Below are 16,296 nucleotides of genomic sequence, written 5' to 3' on the forward strand. Positions count from 1 at the left end.
ACTTCGCAAAGCCGACAAACTGCTATAAAATACCCTACATGAATTTAGCGCCAGTACCCCTCAACTATGTTGTCATCCAACGCCCTGTATACTGATTTATCGGCTTATTATGATTTAATGTGTTGCGATATTAACTATCTGGCGCAAAGTAATATGGCGCACCGGTTGCAACAGCTGTTGGGTAACGGTGGAAACAACCACCTTGATTTAGCCTGTGGTACCGGGCCACATATTCGCCATTTTATCGATTATGGCTATCAATGCGCTGGCTTGGATTTAAATCAGCCGATGCTGGATCTGGCCCGGGCGCGTTGCCCACAAGCCAACTTTATGCTGCAAGACATGTGTAGTTTCACCCTGAAAAAGCCGGTTGATTTGATTACGTGCTTTTTATATTCCATTCATTATAGTGCCAGTATTCATTCGTTAAAACAGTGCTTTGCCAGTATTTACACCGCGTTAAACGCAGGCGGGCTGTTGGTGTTTAATGCGGTCGCAAAAGATAAAATTTGTAACCTGTCGGCGGTGCGTCATAGTGCTCAGTTTGACAGCAGCCATTTTATATTTGAATCAGGCTGGCATTATCGTGGCGAGGGTGAGCAACAAGCCCTGAAGCTAAGCATTGCCAAAACTACCGCAAACATTACCGAAGTGTGGCAAGATCAGCATACTATGGTGGCGGTTAGTTTTGCCGAATTGCAGGCGCTGCTCATCCCTTACTTTGACGTGCATATGCTGGCACACGACTACGACAAAATAACACCCTGGGATACCCACTCTGGCAATGCGTTATTTGTTTGTGTTAAACGGCCCAGTTAAAAAACAAAATCATAGGCAATGGCTAAAACGGTAGTATTACCAACAAAATCGTACAGGGAACTATCTTTCAGCCGGTTAATCTGTGCTTTGACAGAGCTGGTGTTATTTATATCGTAGCGTAAGGTAAATGAGGTATCAGAAAAACGCTCTGGTTCATACGCATCAAGATCATTGGATTTATCCCAAAATCTTGACCAGCTGATAAAGGGTGTCCACTTCCCCGTTCGATAACCAACCCCTAGCATAGAAGCAGGAGAGCGGATGATTAAGCCATCGGCTTTGTCTTCCCGTTTGTTCAGGTTCATTTCAGACAGCACAAACCAATTGTTAAAATCAGCATTTAGCGATAGGCCAATAACAGTTTGATCGGTAGCTGGGCTGTAAAATGCGTTGCTATCTGGCCGTTCAGTGGTGCTATTTTCAGAGGTCATATAGATAAAACGGGCAGTAAACCAGTCACGGTTTAGTTCAATGTCCATCCCCCTAATTTTGTCCCATTTGCTGTCTTGCGCTGTAATATCATATAAAGCGTTATAGGGCGCATCATCAACGGTTTCTTTACCAGCGTAGATATTGGCGGTCAGGCTCCAGTTCTGAAAGTATTCAGTGTAGCGTAAATTAGCGCCGTTGTAGTTACTGGCCTCCCAGCCATAAAGGGTTTGCGGTGGCCTGAGCCAGATATAGGCAAAACCGACATCCTGAAACTCTGAATAGTAGTATAACGGGATCCGCTTCCGACCTGCCTGTAAGGTAAATTTATCGGTCAAATCATAAGACAGATATGCCCATTCCAGACTAAACTCATTATCTACTGCCCTGGCCATTACCTGGGTAACCAGCGATAATCTGTCAGTAAAGTTAATATTTAACTGTGCACCCAGCCGGCTCTCCTGAGAGGCACTCCAGCCATCATGGCGTTCATATATACCGCCGTTGTTATAATCCGTAATAAAACATGGACAGCGGTAACTGACGTAATCAGTTTCATTCACACTACCAGAGATGACTTTGCCCACAGCCACTGTGCCAAAACCATTAAAACGGTAAGTTATTTCAGCCTGAAGTGGTGTGACGATAACTGCACCTAACACCATCATAGCCGGTAGTACTAGTCTAAACCTGCTTTCTCGTTTCATAGACACCTCTTGATAACATTGCATCAGGTACCTATTGAATGTAGCCGCTACTAAATTAGTTGCAATGAAATCAGCCAATAAAGCAGCGAGGATTTAAATAGTGGCTTTTAATAAATAATTTATTAGCGGTTTAGCCACACACAAAGGGTTGCAGGCGCAAGGTCAAACTGCTCTGGTAAGGTGTTACTGTGTCCTAGCATCAAACCAGGGTATAAACTTAGTTATTTTCATGAATTTGCTTCCTGTAAAGCACGGCATCCACCTCACCCAGCGTATCCTGATGCAAATAGCGTTTGATAAACTGCATCCCCAGTTTGCGCATCACGCCAATCGAACCGGCATTGTCCGGCGTGGTAATGGCGGATAAATAGCGTACTTCATTATTATGGGCTAAAACCGCTCCGGGCAGCGATACTGCGCCATTCGCGGCAGAAATATCTCGATAATTTGTTGCATAGAAGTGCGTTTACCGCCATTCAGATAGCGCATTACCTCTTCGTCCTGATCCACTTCAAATAGCAACCGGGCGTCTTTCTCAGATAATAAAGCAAAGTTCAGCCGAGGGCTGGGGGGTATCGCAAGCATGCAGGTAAGTCCTGTACTTAAAATATTATTTCAACGTAACCGCTATTGGTTATATTAAAATAAAGTAACCAAAAGTAATTACCATAACAATTTAAAAATTCCAGGCTGATTGGCTAATGCTCAACAGCTATACGCCCGGTTGCCACCGCCTGTGGCCAGATACGTGGTTGTGGCGCCAGCACAAATAAATCACCATTCTGGCCAGTCAGCTGTTGCGATACCCCTGCGGCACGGGCGACTGCGGCATTGGCTTTAATATGTGCCGCTTCGCCATGCACCGGCACCGCAATGGCAGGCTGCACATAGCGGTACATTAAGTCGAGCTCGCCCTGATTGGGGTGGCCCGAGACATGGATCGGTAACGGGCTATCGGCACTTTGCATTGTGCGTACTTTCAATAATGTTAATTGGGCTATCAGGCGGATGACCAGCATTTCATTGCCAGGAATGAGAATTGAGCTAAACAGCACCAGATCATTCTCTTCCAGGATTAAATGCGGATGGCGCTGCTGCGCTAAGCGGCTAAGCGCAGCGCGGGGCTCGCCCTGGCTGCCAGTTGCCACTACCAATACTTCATTGGCTGGCAAATAACCAATATGCGAAGGCTCAATTAACGGAATATCTTCCGGCCAGTAACCACAGGCCCTGGCAGCCCCCACCATATTTTCCATCGCCCGGCCAAACAAGGCCAGATAGCGGCCAGTGCGTTTGGCCACCCGGCCCAGGCTAATTAACCGGCCAATGTTGCTGCTAAAACCACTCACTACTACCCGCTGCGTTTCATGACGTATTACTTCATACAACGCCTGATAGCAGACAGTTTCAGATTCTGAAAACCCTGGCTTTAACGCATTGGTTGAATCACACACCATGGCGGTAATATTCTGCTGGGCCAGCCGTTTAAATACCTGAGGCTTAAAGGGCTTACCGGTCATAGGCCCGTGATCTATTTTCCAGTCAGCCGTATGAAACACCTTACCGGCGCCAGTGCTGATCAGCAGCGCCTGCGGTTCAGGGATCGAATGAGTGATATTTAGCCAGTTAATTAAAAACGGGCCAATGTTGCAGGTACCACCGGGCACAATTTCAATAATTGGCATAGTCTGCGACAAACCACTACGGGCAATTTTGCGGCGTAAAATTTCAGCAGTAAAAGGCGTGCAGTACACCGGGCAATCAAAACGCGGCCATAAGAACGGCAGCGCGCCGATATGATCTTCATGGGCATGGGTAATAATAATACCGGCCAGCAACTCACGGCGCTGAGCAATAAAAGTCGGATCAGCAGCCTGCACTTCAGCGGTTATCGGGCTAGTTGTTGGCTGCAGCGGGTTATAAAAAGTCACGCCGCAATCTACCATTAACCAGCGGCCATCGTGGCCGTACAGGTTCAGGTTCATGCCAATTTCGCCACAACCGCCCAGCGGCAAAAACCACAAATCTTTTGGGCCGGGTAACAGGTGTGTATTTGAACTCACAGTCAAAACAGCATCCTTTAACTGGAAAAGATGAGTATTGTACGCAGCAAAGTCGCAAACCGCACAGCGAAACAACAAGAATTAGGAATTTGGAAAGAAATAAATCTGTTTAGTTATTAACCAGACTTGACGTTGATAATTTTTAGAGGTAAAACGTTTAAGACGATATTGGAATGCAATATGACAGCAGTTATCCGCCACCGTTAGTACAGTATGGCGAGCATAACACTGTTGAGCCAGTTCAGATTCGTAGTTCACTTACACATAGCATCAGTAGCTGGCGGTCAACGCAACGGCCAGCACGCTAAAACGGCAAGCTAAATCACAGCAATAACTATTTGCCTTTAACTACACCTACAAGCTTAAACGATTAAGCGAATTTAAATAACATTTAATAGGATCGACGAGGGAGACACCAGATGAAAGCACTACCCCTAAACCGTTCATGCCTGGCATTAGCAATAAGCCTGGCATTAACCAGTACAGCATTACTCGCCCAAGAAACTGAAAATGACACCGCACCAGTCGCAGCAGAAGGTTCTACCACCAGCCAGGGCCTCGGTTTCGAGCGTATTGTGGTAACCGGCTCAGTAGCTCGCAACCAGACTGTTATGCAATCAAGCGTATCGGTAAGCAGCCTGACTATTGACGATATTGATGTGGCGGCACCCCGTTCAACCGCTGAAATTTTCCGGATGTTGCCCGGCGTACGCAGTGAATCTACCGGCGGTGAAGGCAATGCTAATATCGCAGTCCGTGGTTTACCGGTGGCGGCTGGCGGCGCCAAGTTTTTAACCCTGCAGGAAGATGGCTTACCAGTATTGCAGTTTGGCGACATTGCCTTTGGTAATGCCGACATCTTTGTACGGGCCGATGCCTCGCTGTCCAGATTAGATGTCATTCGTGGTGGCTCGGCCAGCACTGCGGCCAGTAACTCACCGGGGGGTATTATCAACTTTGTCAGCAAAACCGGCGAACATCAGGGCGGTAGCCTGGCCATCAGTTCAGGCTTAAATTACGATCAGTTCCGCACCGACTTTGAATTTGGTGGTGATATCAACAGTGATATGCGTTTTCACCTGGGCGGCTTTGTCCGTCAGGGGGAAGGCGTTCGTGACCCGGGTTACCAGGGCGAGCGAGGCTATCAGCTGAAAGCCAATATCACCAAAGATTTTAATACCGGCTATGTGCGGGTATATGCCAAGCATTTAAATGACCGTGTCGCCAGCTATATGCCAATGCCTATGTTTGCAGATGGTAGCTCAGTTCCCGGTTATAATGCGAAACGAGACACCCTGCAGTCAGCTTATTTAACCCAAACTGTGCGTTTAAATGGCGATAACCAGATTTCCCGTGGTGATGTGCGAGATGGCATGAACCCACTGGTAAACAGTTTTGGTGTTGAAGCTCAGTTTGATTTAGATGACAACTGGAGTCTTGAAAACAGATTCAGAATTAGTGATGTCAGCGGCAATTTTAATACGCTATTTCCAGCCCAAGTAGACAGTGCTCAATCAATTGCAAATAGTATTGCCGGTGACAATGCCAGTGTTGTTTATGCCGTTGGGCCGCAAGCAGGTCAGGCATATACTGCGGCTAATGCGATACGTATTCATACCTTTGACGTAGAAATTCATGATTTTGGCTCCATGGTTAACGATCTTAAGTTATCACGCAAGTTTGGTGATTTTGATGTCACTTTTGGTTATTACATGGCCGACCAAACTATCAGCATGTCATGGTTATGGAATTCATATTTAATGGCGCTTAAGGGTAACAATGCTGAGTTGTTAGACGTATTTGCTGCTGATGGCACCGCATTTTCTGCACAAGGCCAGCTGGCGTATGGCGTTCCTTTCTGGGGAAACTGCTGTCAACGTAACTATGACACCCAATACAGTACAACAGCGCCCTATATTAACGTTGGCTGGGCGTTTGGTGACTGGTCACTTGATGCCAGTGTAAGACGGGATAATGGCAAAGCCACCGGTACTTATGCCGGCGCTGCGCAAAGCAGCCGCGATATGAACAACGATGGCGTTATCAGTCAAATTGAGCAAAGTGTATCCGGTATTGATTTAGCCAACCCCCAACTGGTCAATTACAGCTGGGGTTACAATTCCTACTCTGCCGGTGCTAATTACCAGTTCAATCGAGACTGGGCAATGTTCGGCCGGATTAGTAAAGGCGCCCGCGCTAATGCTGACCGCCTGTTGTTTGGTAAAGTTAATGCTGATGGCTCTGTAGCACGTGAAGATGCCATTGATGAAGTTAAGCAGTATGAAATTGGCAGCAAAAGCCGCCATGGCAATCTGAACCTGTTTGCGACGCTGTTTTTTGCCCAAACCGAAGAGCAGAACTTTGAAGCCACTACCCAAAGGTTTTTTGACCGCGTATATAAAGCGAAAGGCATTGAGTTAGAAAGCAGCTATCGCATTGGTGATGTTGACCTGCGTGGCTCTGTTACCCTGACCGATGCAGAAATCAGCAAAGATGCGTTAGATCCTGACGTAGTCGGCAATACCCCGCGTCGTCAGGCGGATGTGATCTACAGTTTACTGGCCCGTTATACCATGGATAATGCGCAGCTGGGCGTCAGTTTAGTGGGTACCAGTGCCTCTTATGCCCAGGACAACAACGATCTGAAATTCAGTGGTTACACTCAGCTTAATGTGTTTGCTAACTATGAGCTGGCAGAAAACCTGACGCTGTCACTGAATGTCAACAACCTGTTTGATACCATAGGTATTACTGAAGCTGAGCAAGGCAGTGTGCCGGCCAATGGTATTATCACCGCCCGCACCATCAATGGCCGTACCGCCTCTGTTGGTCTGCGTTATAAATTTTAAACCTGTCCCCGGTAGCGGCTGCCTGTGCAGCCGCTCTTATCTGTTAGTAAAAAACGCTATTAGTAAAAAACGTTGTGAGCAAAACCCGCATGTTGCAATAAGCCTTAACGTTTAAGTTATTCTGTATTACAGTAGCTAGCTCATCATCTGACTATATTAATTTTGGCAAAAGGACAGGGTAATACATGGCCAACGTTACGCTTAAATCTTTGGCGAAACACCTTGGGGTGTCCGTTGCAACGGTATCCAATGCCTTTAACCGCCCGGATCAACTCTCTGCAGAGCTAAGACGGCATATTTTAAAAGAAAGCGAAAAACTGGGTTTTGCCGGCCCTAATGCCACAGCACGCAGCTTGCGTACCGGCCGCTCAGATATGATTGCCATTTTATTGTCAGACACCCTGGAATATTCAATCAGTGATCCTGTTGCTAACCAACTGATTAAAGGCATTGCCGAAGTGCTGCAAGAGCAAGGCAAAGATATGCTGCTATTATCCGGGGCAAAGGCGGTACACAGCACAGCTGAAGCGCTGCCAGATGGCTTTATTATTTATGGCAGCCCGAAAAACCACGAGCAATTAGAACGGGTTTTGCAAAGTGGCAAACCCGTTATCAGTGTGGATTGTAACTTAGCCGATATTGGCTCAGTTAATATTGATAATTATCGTTATGCCTATGATATTGCGCATTATGCCCTGCAGCAGGCAGCAGGTAAGGTGGCAGTACTGGGCTTACGCTTACTCGATTCAAACCGGGTATGCAGGATGCAAAGCCATGAGCTTTATGATCAAAATGAAGCCATATCGCGCCGCCGACTCGATGGCTATCTGGCAGCGGCTGCCGATCTTAAACGGGAGCTGAGCGCCGATCAAATCTGGCATATTCCGGTTAACAGCCATCAGTATGCCGAAATTGCCGCCCGCGAAGCGCTAACCCAGCACCCAAGGCCTGCCGTTTTACTATGTATGAGCGACCGCATCGCCCTGGGTGCCATGAGTGTGGCCCGGCAACTGGGTTTAACCATTCCTGACGATGTAAAACTGGTAGGTTTTGATGGTATTGAAGAAGCCGAACGCGCCTACCCTGCACTGACAACGATCGCCCAGCATAGCGATGAAAAAGGCCGTACCGCCGCCAGAATGCTGCTAAGTGGCGACACCAAGCAAAACGTACTGCTAGAGTGCGAACTGCGCCTGCGCGCCAGCTGTTAGCTGTTAGCTTATCCTGCAGTAACCTTTAACTTTGTGATGGTGTTTTTTTGCACAAAACAACAGCTTTGACTTGATACTTAAACGTTTAAGGTGTAATTTCAATACTGTCATTAGCCATTAAGCTAAAGGCCAAAACCAGCCCCATAGCGGGCGCCAGTAACAACACTGGTAAATAAAAACTGACAGGCAACATGCCTGCGATTGACAGGGTAGACAGATGCAACAGACACCAACACTGACCACCAGCGTGGTTACAGAGCACACCTATACCCAGGTAAAGTGGATGACTTGCCTGATGTTTTTTGTTTTCGCCATGACCACCGACGCGGTTGGGGTGATTATTCCGGAAGTGGTAAAACAGTTTGATCTGAGCCTGACTCAGGCGGCCGCTTTTCACTATGTGCCGATGATTTTTATCGGCCTGTCAGGCTTATTTCTTGGCCAATTGGCCGATCAACTCGGCCGTAAAAAAATCATTCTAGTTGGCCTGTTTATTTATACTCTGGCCTGCTTTGCGTTTGCCCTAAACCAAAGCTTCTACTTTTATATGCTGTTACTGGGCCTGTGTGGCTTAAGCATCGGCTTATTTAAAACCGGTGCACTGGCGCTGATTGGCGACATCAGCCCCAATACCCTGAGCCATACCCGCTTAATGAACCGGGTAGAAGGCTTTTTTGGCCTTGGCGCCATTGTCGGGCCGGCGCTGGTGGCCATTTTACTGATGCTGGATATGGCCTGGGAGCAACTGTATCTGGTAGCAGGCTTAATTTGTGCCATTTTATTAATTATTGCCTGGCGTATGGACTACCCGGCCTATATCACTCAGCCAAAAAGCTCTATCTGGCACTGCTTTAAGTTAATAAAAAACCCTTATGCGCTGGGCTTTTCGCTGGCCATCGCCTGCTATGTCGCCACCGAGGTTGCCGTGTTTGTCTGGTTACCGACCCTGTTACAACAATACGACGGCCAATACACATTACTGGCAGCTCACGCCATTACGGTATTTTTTATTCTACGCACCATTGGCCGCTTTCTGGCGGAATGGCTGTTAAGCCGTTTTAGCTGGACTATTTTACTGGCCTGGTTCAGCACTGCTATTGCGCTGTGTTTTGTATTGAGCATGTGGCAGGGCGTGGCCTGGGCGTTGTGGCTGATGCCACTGTCTGGCTTATTTATGTCGATGATGTACCCGACGTTAAACTCTAAAGGCATCAGCTGTTTCCCACGGCACCAACATGGCGCTGCCGCCGGGCTGATTTTAGCCTTTACCGCCTTAGCGGCGGCCTTGGGCCCTTTGCTGATGGGAATAGTCGGCGATATTTTCGGTGATGTGCGTTATGGCTTTTACCTGGCGACCGGCTTTGCCCTGATCATGTGTGTAGGGCTGTGGTGGAATCACTTTATTAATCCTGCTGAACAGCAACTGCAAAAGATGTCGCATTAAGCTTTTGGTTTTTCTCCTGCTTAGCCCCGCTCGTCGGGGCTTTTTTTATGGCCAGAATTAACTAACAACAGCTAACCACAGCACCTGATAGGGACTAAGCATTAATGTCTGGCCCTGATAGAACTGTCCTGATAGTTCATCCCGCCATTGCTTGGCTCCTGTCAGATTATAGGGCTGGCTAAACTCACTAAAATTTACCACGCACAGCAAGTTTTGCTCAGCCAGTTGCCGCCGATACGTAAACAAATGAGGGTTACCGCTGGTTAAAATCTCGGTACTGCCCTGCCCTAAGACCGCTAAACCACTTCTAACCCGGATCAGCTGCTGCAACTGCTGGTAAATACGCCCGGACACACTGTTTGCATTGTTGGCCAGTGCCAGTTGCTGCTCAGTCACCTTAACCCGGTTTACCCAGCGGCTATCGTCTTGCTTGGCAGGGTCCTGCTGGTAGCTGTAGTCATTGAGCAAACCTAACTCATCGCCCATATACAGCAAAGGTAAGCCACCAATACTTAAAATAACGCTATTTAACACAAAAATACGCTCTACAGCCTGTTCAAGTTGCTGGCGTTGCTGTGTTTCATTGCCATTTTGCAAAGCCTGTTCCACCCCGGTAAGAGACGCCAGCATGCCCGCCACCCGGCAATCGCCGGTAAGGGGGTTTTGCTGAAACGGCACGCCCGAGGCAAAGCTGCCGTCAAACTGGCCGGTGTAGAACTGATTTAAAAACTGGCGGTGATGCTCAGGGTTAATGCCCAGCTGCCACGCCACAGTGTCATCAAAAGTCCAGCCGATATCATCATGGCAACGGATATAGTTTACCCAGCTGCAATGCGGGTCAATCGCAAAACGCCGCTGCAACGACTCAGTTAGTAGACGGGTTTTGCGGGTAGCTAAGCTATTCCATAACAGTGCCATCAGCAACGGGTTGTAGGATAACTGGCACTCTTCTGGCGCGATATATTTCACCACTTCATCCGGGTGCACTATAGCTTCAGACTTAAACTGTAAAGCCGGTGCCGCTATCCGCGCTACGGCATTAAAAGCACGGATCAGGGTATGGGCTTTGGGCAGGTTTTCACAAGTACTGCCCGCTTCTTTCCAGACAAAGGCCAGCGCATCCAGCCTTAACACCGCTGCGCCCTGATTGGCCAGAAACAGCATTTCTTCTGCCATGGCATTAAATACCGCTGGGTTGGCGTAATTTAAATCCCACTGAAAACTATTGAAGGTTGTCCAGATCCAGCGCTGAGCGGTTGGCTCAAAAGTAAAACAGCCGCGGCGGATCTCAGGAAAAATTTCCCGCAGCCAGGGCGCATATTGCTCACGCTGCTGCTCATTAAAAAAGAAATAATAGTCCTGGAACTCGGTGTCGCCGGCTTTGGCTTTTTGCGCCCAGCGATGCTCGTCAGAGGTATGATTAAACACGAAATCCAGCACCGGCCGGATGCCATGCTGATGTAACGTGGCCATCAGCGTACTTAACTCAGACATAGTGCCAAGCGCCGGCATGGTTTTACGATAATCCGATACTGCATAGCCCCCGTCACTATTAGGCTCTGGCGCTTTAAATAACGGCATCAGGTGCAGGTAGTTAATACCCGTTTGCTGCAAATAAGGGATGCGCTTAACTAAGCCGCTAAAATCGTCAGCAAATAAATCCACGTAGCACGCCGAGCCCAGCGCCACTTCGGTTTTATGCCAATCCTGTGGCTGGGCATCTTCGGCCAGCAAATAGTCCGGCCGCTGTGCCACCGCTTTGGCCAGCAATTTAAGCAACTGCTCAACATGGTAGTAACTGTCAAAACGCTCACCATATAGCGGCAGGTAAAGCTGCAATAACGCGGGTAGTTGTACCTTCAAGCGGGCAGCAAATAGCGGCCAGCGGCTTTTGGTTATCGCTTTCAATGATGAACTGTATCGTTTAAGTATTTCTGCGGAAAAATCCGCTAGCGCTTTAGGGTCGGCCTGCAGTGCCGCCACGTTTTTATTAGCCATAGGTCTGATCTCATCGCTGGTCTTTGCTGCTATATTTGCTTTATTTAGCAGCTATTGCAAGTGTTCAGCTCAAAATATAGCTGTTTTTCTGTGCAGAGCATTTACAACACTGCAGGGATCGGGTAGCTTTATCTTAAACATTTCAGTTTTGTGTAAAATAGCTCGCATTAATCAGCCAGCATAGCAACCAGTGAGACCAGCATGTCATTACCCGTTTACTGTTTTGGTGAAGTTCTGATCGACTTTTTGCAAGATCCGCAGCAACCCGGTGTGTTCCGCCGTTTCGCTGGGGGCGCGCCTGCTAATGTCGCCGTAGCCGTTGCCAAGCTTGGCGGTCAGGGACGCTTTGTCGGCATGTTGGGGGCCGATATGTTTGGTGAGTTTTTACAAGCCGAACTGCAGCATTACGGCGTTGATTGCCATGCCTGCGCCACTACTACGGCAGCAAAAACGGCGCTGGCGTTCGTGGCGCTGAACGATGATGGCGATCGCAGTTTTTCGTTTTACCGCCCCCCTGCAGCCGATTTGCTGTATACCACAGCCCATCTGCCAGCAGACTTCTGGCAAACCCCGGCAATTCTGCACTTATGCTCTAACAGCCTGACCGACAGCGCCATTGCCAGCACCAGCTTTAACATGGTGCAGCAGGCGCATCAGCACGGCTGGCTGGTGTCGGTTGATGCCAATTTACGGCACAACCTGTGGGCCAGCGGTAAAGCTGATGCCACCTTAGTGCAGCAACTGCTGGAGCAAGCCGATATTATCAAGCTTAGCGATGATGAGCTGAGCTATTTAGCGCAGCAGCAGACTGAAAACAGATGGCTGAAACAACTGCAGGCTAAGCGCAACAGCTGGATAGTGGTAACCGCCGGCAGCAAGGCCGTTAACAGCTATAGCCCGCAACCTTTTAGTCTGCCAGTATCAGCAGTTAAGGTAGTCGATACGACTGCTGCCGGTGATGCCTTCGTCGGTGCCTGGCTCTATCAGCTCAGCCATAGCCTAACTGCGCAAAGCTGGCCGCAACTGCTAAAAGATAAAAGCCTTCAGCAACTGATGCTTAGTAAAGCAATTAAAGCCGGCTCACTCACTTGCCAGCACTTTGGCGCCTTTACCGCCCTGCCCACCCGCTTTTAGTGGCAGGCCTAGGATCTGATACAAGACGACAGCAGTACAGCTGACAAAACTGATCTGTCATGGCTCCCCTATACGCAGTAAAGCGCAAAAAGATTAACCAAAACAGAAAAATATAAAGGTGATCTTTTCTACTGCTGCCCGCGTTGTTAAGGAGGTCTGTTATATCCAACCTCACTTAAAAAGGAAAGATTATGAAATTGTCATCGTTGGTAATAAGTTCACTGGTAATGGGCTCACTGCTGCTCTCTGTTCAAGCCCACAACCACAAAACTAAAACCAAAGCCGATATCGTCGATACCGCCATCGCAGCCGGCAGTTTTACTACCCTGGTAACAGCCGTTCAGGCAGCTGATCTGGTCGACACTCTAAAAGGCACCGGCCCCTTTACGGTTTTTGCACCAAATGACGCGGCTTTTGCCAAAATCCCGGCTGCAGATTTAAATGCGCTGGTTGCAGATAAAGCGGCACTCACCAATGTGCTTACTTACCATGTAGTGGCAGGTAAAGTGATGGCCGCCGATGTGGTAAAACTTAGCTCAGCGACCACAGTACAAGGCCAGGATTTATCGATTGAAGTAAAATATGGCAAAGTCTTCGTCAATGGTGCTGAAGTGATTGCTACCGACATTGAAACCAGCAACGGGGTCATCCACGTGCTGGACAGCGTTGTCTTGCCAAAGAACTAACTACTGACTGAGCTTGACCACGGTGATTTTTGGCGCTTGGCCATTAATTACGACATATTGCATCAACAGTTGCTAAAAGGGCCTATAGGCCCTTTTTTATTTGTTTGCTGCAGAGCTTGGTTAATTATGAGCGGTAACAGCTAAATCCCCGCATCAGAGTGCTGTTCAGGTACATTTCAGCCTTGCGCAATATTATCAATCTATTTTTCAGATTAAGACAATCTCTTTATTTCATATTAAACAATCAAAAACTTACTATACTATTTTTGTTGTTATTTTTTGCTGTCAGGCTTTTGATGTCAGCACAAAAAGAGGCCCGCTGTTCAGCGATAGGGTACAGGCTTGCTAAACCAGATCGTACAACAGCATGAGAACCAGATTGTGTAAACAACCATGGATTAACTAAAAGGACGGGAACAATGAACAGAAATCTGAATAAACAACTACTGGCCGGCGTGATAAGCCTGCTACTGGCATCGGGTGCAGCCTTTGCCGACAACACCATCAGCAAACCACAAGGTGCCACAGGTAGCGGCATGGCCAAAGATGGCGCCATCAGAAATAATCAGTTCTGGTGGCCAAATCAACTTGATTTATCGCCTCTGCGCGACCACGACACCCGCTCTAACCCCTACGGCGCCAACTTCAGCTACGCTGACGCTTTTAGTAAACTTAATCTGGCGAAGGTTAAGCAAGATATCGATACGCTGCTAACGGCATCGCAAGACTGGTGGCCGGCCGATTTTGGTAACTACGGGCCGTTCTTTATCCGGATGACCTGGCACAGCGCCGGCACCTATCGCACGCTGGATGGCCGTGGCGGTGCGGGCGGCGGCCAGCAACGGTTTGATCCGCTGAACAGTTGGCCGGATAATGCTAGCTTAGACAAAGCGCGACGTTTATTGTGGCCTGTAAAACAAAAATATGGTGAGGCGCTCTCCTGGTCTGACTTAATAGTGCTAGCCGGCAATGTGGCGCTGGAGAACATGGGTTTTCAAACCTATGGTTTTGCCGGTGGCCGGGCCGATGACTGGGAACCTGATCTGGTATATTGGGGGCCGGAGATTGAAATGCTGGCCAGCGATCGTGAAAACGTGGATGGCGAACTACAACGGCCACTGGGCGCTACCCATATGGGCCTGATCTATGTTAACCCTGAGGGGCCAAGAGGTGTACCGGATCCGGTTGGCTCCGCCAAAAACATCCGGGTGGCTTTTGAGCGAATGGCCATGAACGATGAAGAAACCGTGGCACTGATTGCCGGTGGCCACACCTTTGGTAAGATGCATGGTGCGCACAAGCCAGCAGATTGTTTAGGCGCTGAACCCGGCGCAGCGGGTATTGAAGAGCAAGGCTTTGGCTGGCAGAACCGCTGCGGCAAAGGCCATTCAGAAGATACTATTACCAGTGGTTTAGAAGGCGCCTGGACCCAGGCCCCAACTCGCTGGACGACTTTGTATTTAAGTAACTTACTTAACTTTGAATGGCAGCAAACACGCAGCCCGGCTGGGGCTATTCAGTGGGTCCCAACCGATGAATCGCTGCACAGCTCAGTGCCTGATGCGCATATCAAAGGTAAGTTTAACCCGCCAGTGATGACCACCGCGGATTTGGCACTGAAATTTGACCCCGAGTACCGCAAAATTGCCGAGCGTTTTTTAGCTAATCCTGAAGAGTACCGGCTGGCTTTTGCCAAAGCCTGGTATAAACTCACCCACCGCGATATGGGGCCACCACGCAACTTCCTGGGTAAAGAAGTACCCAAAGAGGTGTTGCTATGGCAAGACCCCATTGATGCTAAAACCCAATCGACCATCAATACTAATGATGTTAAATCGCTCAAAGCTTCGATCCTTAAATCCGGGCTGACGGTGCCCGAGCTGGTGCGGGTAGCATGGGGTTCTGCTGCCAGCTACCGCAACGCCGATATGCGTGGTGGTGCCGATGGCGCCCGCATTGCATTGGCGCCACAGAAAGACTGGCCAGTAAACAACCCGGCTGAAACCGCCAAAGTACTGCAGGCCTTAACCACTATTCAAAGCGACTTTAACAAAGGCCGCAGAATGGTATCACTGGCTGATTTAATTGTACTGGGCGGTGCTGCAGCCATTGAAAAAGCCGCTAAAGATGCCGGCTACAATATTACAGTACCGTTTAAACCCGGTCGCGGCGATGCCACACAGCAACAAACTGACATAAGCTCCTTTAACCAGCTGGAGTTAACCGCCGACGGTTTCAGAAATTACTTTGATCAAGCTGCCAGCTATAAATCACCTACCGAAATGTTGGTAGATAAAGCCGATCAGTTGGATTTGAGTGTGCCTGAAATGACGGTATTAATAGGTGGCTTACGGGCGTTGGATGCCAATTATCAGGGCGCTAAACACGGCGTATTTACTGATAAACCGGGTACCTTAAACAACGACTATTTTGTTAATCTGCTGGACATGTCTACCGTTTGGCGCAAATCGACCACTGACGGCCTGTACGATGGTTTTGATCGTAAAACCGGCACCAAAAAATGGACAGCCACCTCGGTTGACTTAATTTTTGGCTCCAACTCAGAGCTGCGCGCGGTAGCAGAAGTATATGCTTTTGATACCTCAAAACAGAAGTTTGTCGACGACTTCGTTAAAGCCTGGACTAAGGTAATGAACCTGGACCGTTAAACTCAGCCTATCATGCTAATCTTGTAAAAGGGCCTGCGGGCCCTTTTTTATGCCCGGTTGATGCAGCTTAATGAGCCTGGTTAGCTTGCTTGAAATCTATGCCAGTTACACCAACGCCTGCAACCAGCCATGCCAGAACAACCAGCCCAGTAAGGCCAGGTTGAGTAATAGCGTGCACCAGAACACTCGTAAAAATGGCTTTTTCTGTGATTTATGCCGCAAATACTGTTGCGCCAGCCAGGCGCCGGGCCAGCCACCTAACACATATGAGCCTTCTCGGAGTCAAT

The 16,296-nt window shown here is 48.6% G+C and carries 12 protein-coding genes; 7 read left to right on the plus strand and 5 right to left on the minus strand.

Going from position 1 to position 16,296, the window contains the following annotated elements; genetic code table 11:
* Nucleotides 1-66: 66 nt before the first annotated feature.
* The gene (locus WG68_RS09070) at nucleotides 67-819 is read left to right on the plus strand and encodes a class I SAM-dependent DNA methyltransferase (protein WP_046557360.1); all 753 of its coding nucleotides are present in this window, start codon (nucleotides 67-69) and stop codon (nucleotides 817-819) included.
* Here WG68_RS09070 and WG68_RS09075 read toward each other — a convergent pair.
* From WG68_RS09075 to WG68_RS09085, 3 genes are all read right to left on the minus strand, one after another.
* Entirely contained in the window at nucleotides 816-1,955 is a 1,140-nt protein-coding gene (locus WG68_RS09075) for a hypothetical protein (RefSeq protein WP_152663066.1), read from the minus strand. The two genes, WG68_RS09070 and WG68_RS09075, sit on opposite strands and share 4 nt — an antisense overlap.
* A 390-nt stretch (nucleotides 1,956-2,345) precedes the next feature.
* The gene (locus tag WG68_RS19765; RefSeq protein ID WP_046557362.1) at nucleotides 2,346-2,540 is read right to left on the minus strand and encodes a GNAT family protein; all 195 of its coding nucleotides are present in this window, start codon (nucleotides 2,538-2,540) and stop codon (nucleotides 2,346-2,348) included.
* Between the two features lie 113 nt (nucleotides 2,541-2,653).
* Nucleotides 2,654-4,018: a ribonuclease J gene (locus WG68_RS09085; RefSeq protein WP_235357707.1), complete on the minus strand. Its 1,365-nt coding sequence runs from the start codon at nucleotides 4,016-4,018 to the stop codon at nucleotides 2,654-2,656.
* A gap of 419 nt (nucleotides 4,019-4,437) precedes the next feature.
* On the opposite strand from WG68_RS09085, the gene WG68_RS09090 reads away from it, so the two are divergent.
* The 3 genes from WG68_RS09090 to WG68_RS09100 all read left to right on the plus strand — a co-directional run bounded on the left by WG68_RS09090 (nucleotide 4,438) and on the right by WG68_RS09100 (nucleotide 9,522).
* Nucleotides 4,438-6,867 (plus strand): TonB-dependent receptor domain-containing protein, encoded by a 2,430-nt coding sequence (locus WG68_RS09090; RefSeq protein WP_046557364.1) that lies wholly within the window; start codon nucleotides 4,438-4,440, stop codon nucleotides 6,865-6,867.
* 185 nt (nucleotides 6,868-7,052) lie between these two features.
* Nucleotides 7,053-8,078, plus strand: coding sequence for a LacI family DNA-binding transcriptional regulator (locus WG68_RS09095; protein WP_046557365.1), 1,026 nt, complete (start codon nucleotides 7,053-7,055; stop codon nucleotides 8,076-8,078).
* 217 nt (nucleotides 8,079-8,295) lie between these two features.
* A complete protein-coding gene (locus WG68_RS09100) occupies nucleotides 8,296-9,522 on the plus strand; it encodes an MFS transporter (RefSeq protein WP_046557366.1) in 1,227 nt (408 codons plus the stop codon).
* Between the two features lie 57 nt (nucleotides 9,523-9,579).
* On the opposite strand, the gene WG68_RS09105 is transcribed toward WG68_RS09100, so the two are convergent.
* Complete coding sequence (locus WG68_RS09105) at nucleotides 9,580-11,520, minus strand: alpha-amylase family glycosyl hydrolase (protein WP_046557367.1); 1,941 nt, start codon at nucleotides 11,518-11,520, stop codon at nucleotides 9,580-9,582.
* Between the two features lie 201 nt (nucleotides 11,521-11,721).
* Between WG68_RS09105 and WG68_RS09110 the strand changes: the two genes are divergently transcribed.
* The 3 genes from WG68_RS09110 (at nucleotide 11,722) to katG (ending at nucleotide 16,009) form a co-directional block, all read left to right on the plus strand.
* Nucleotides 11,722-12,654, plus strand: a complete 933-nt coding sequence (locus WG68_RS09110) for a carbohydrate kinase family protein (RefSeq protein WP_046557368.1) — start codon at nucleotides 11,722-11,724, stop codon at nucleotides 12,652-12,654.
* Between the two features lie 191 nt (nucleotides 12,655-12,845).
* Nucleotides 12,846-13,340 (plus strand): fasciclin domain-containing protein, encoded by a 495-nt coding sequence (locus WG68_RS09115; protein WP_046557369.1) that lies wholly within the window; start codon nucleotides 12,846-12,848, stop codon nucleotides 13,338-13,340.
* A 419-nt stretch (nucleotides 13,341-13,759) separates the two neighbouring features.
* Entirely contained in the window at nucleotides 13,760-16,009 is a 2,250-nt protein-coding gene (gene katG / locus WG68_RS09120) for a catalase/peroxidase HPI (RefSeq protein WP_046557370.1), read from the plus strand.
* A gap of 105 nt (nucleotides 16,010-16,114) precedes the next feature.
* On the opposite strand, the gene WG68_RS19390 is transcribed toward katG, so the two are convergent.
* Nucleotides 16,115-16,273, minus strand: a complete 159-nt coding sequence (locus tag WG68_RS19390; RefSeq protein WP_235357708.1) for a DUF1294 domain-containing protein — start codon at nucleotides 16,271-16,273, stop codon at nucleotides 16,115-16,117.
* Nucleotides 16,274-16,296: the final 23 nt, after the last annotated feature.

The organism is Arsukibacterium ikkense, from assembly GCF_000987775.1.
GTDB classification, from domain to species: domain Bacteria; phylum Pseudomonadota; class Gammaproteobacteria; order Enterobacterales; family Alteromonadaceae; genus Alishewanella; species Alishewanella ikkense.

What these genes read in the sequence shown, in the direction of transcription:
- WG68_RS09115 (WP_046557369.1), top strand. Translation starts at nt 12,846, where the DNA reads ATGAAATTGTCATCGTTGGTAATAAGTTCACTGGTAATGGGCTCACTG.
- WG68_RS09070 (WP_046557360.1), top strand. Translation starts at nt 67, where the DNA reads ATGTTGTCATCCAACGCCCTGTATACTGATTTATCGGCTTATTATGAT.
- WG68_RS09100 (WP_046557366.1), top strand. Translation starts at nt 8,296, where the DNA reads ATGCAACAGACACCAACACTGACCACCAGCGTGGTTACAGAGCACACC.
- WG68_RS19765 (WP_046557362.1), bottom strand. Translation starts at nt 2,540, where the DNA reads ATGCTTGCGATACCCCCCAGCCCTCGGCTGAACTTTGCTTTATTATCT.
- WG68_RS09105 (WP_046557367.1), bottom strand. Translation starts at nt 11,520, where the DNA reads ATGGCTAATAAAAACGTGGCGGCACTGCAGGCCGACCCTAAAGCGCTA.
- WG68_RS09075 (WP_152663066.1), bottom strand. Translation starts at nt 1,955, where the DNA reads ATGAAACGAGAAAGCAGGTTTAGACTAGTACTACCGGCTATGATGGTG.
- WG68_RS09095 (WP_046557365.1), top strand. Translation starts at nt 7,053, where the DNA reads ATGGCCAACGTTACGCTTAAATCTTTGGCGAAACACCTTGGGGTGTCC.
- WG68_RS09110 (WP_046557368.1), top strand. Translation starts at nt 11,722, where the DNA reads ATGTCATTACCCGTTTACTGTTTTGGTGAAGTTCTGATCGACTTTTTG.
- WG68_RS09090 (WP_046557364.1), top strand. Translation starts at nt 4,438, where the DNA reads ATGAAAGCACTACCCCTAAACCGTTCATGCCTGGCATTAGCAATAAGC.
- katG (WP_046557370.1), top strand. Translation starts at nt 13,760, where the DNA reads ATGAACAGAAATCTGAATAAACAACTACTGGCCGGCGTGATAAGCCTG.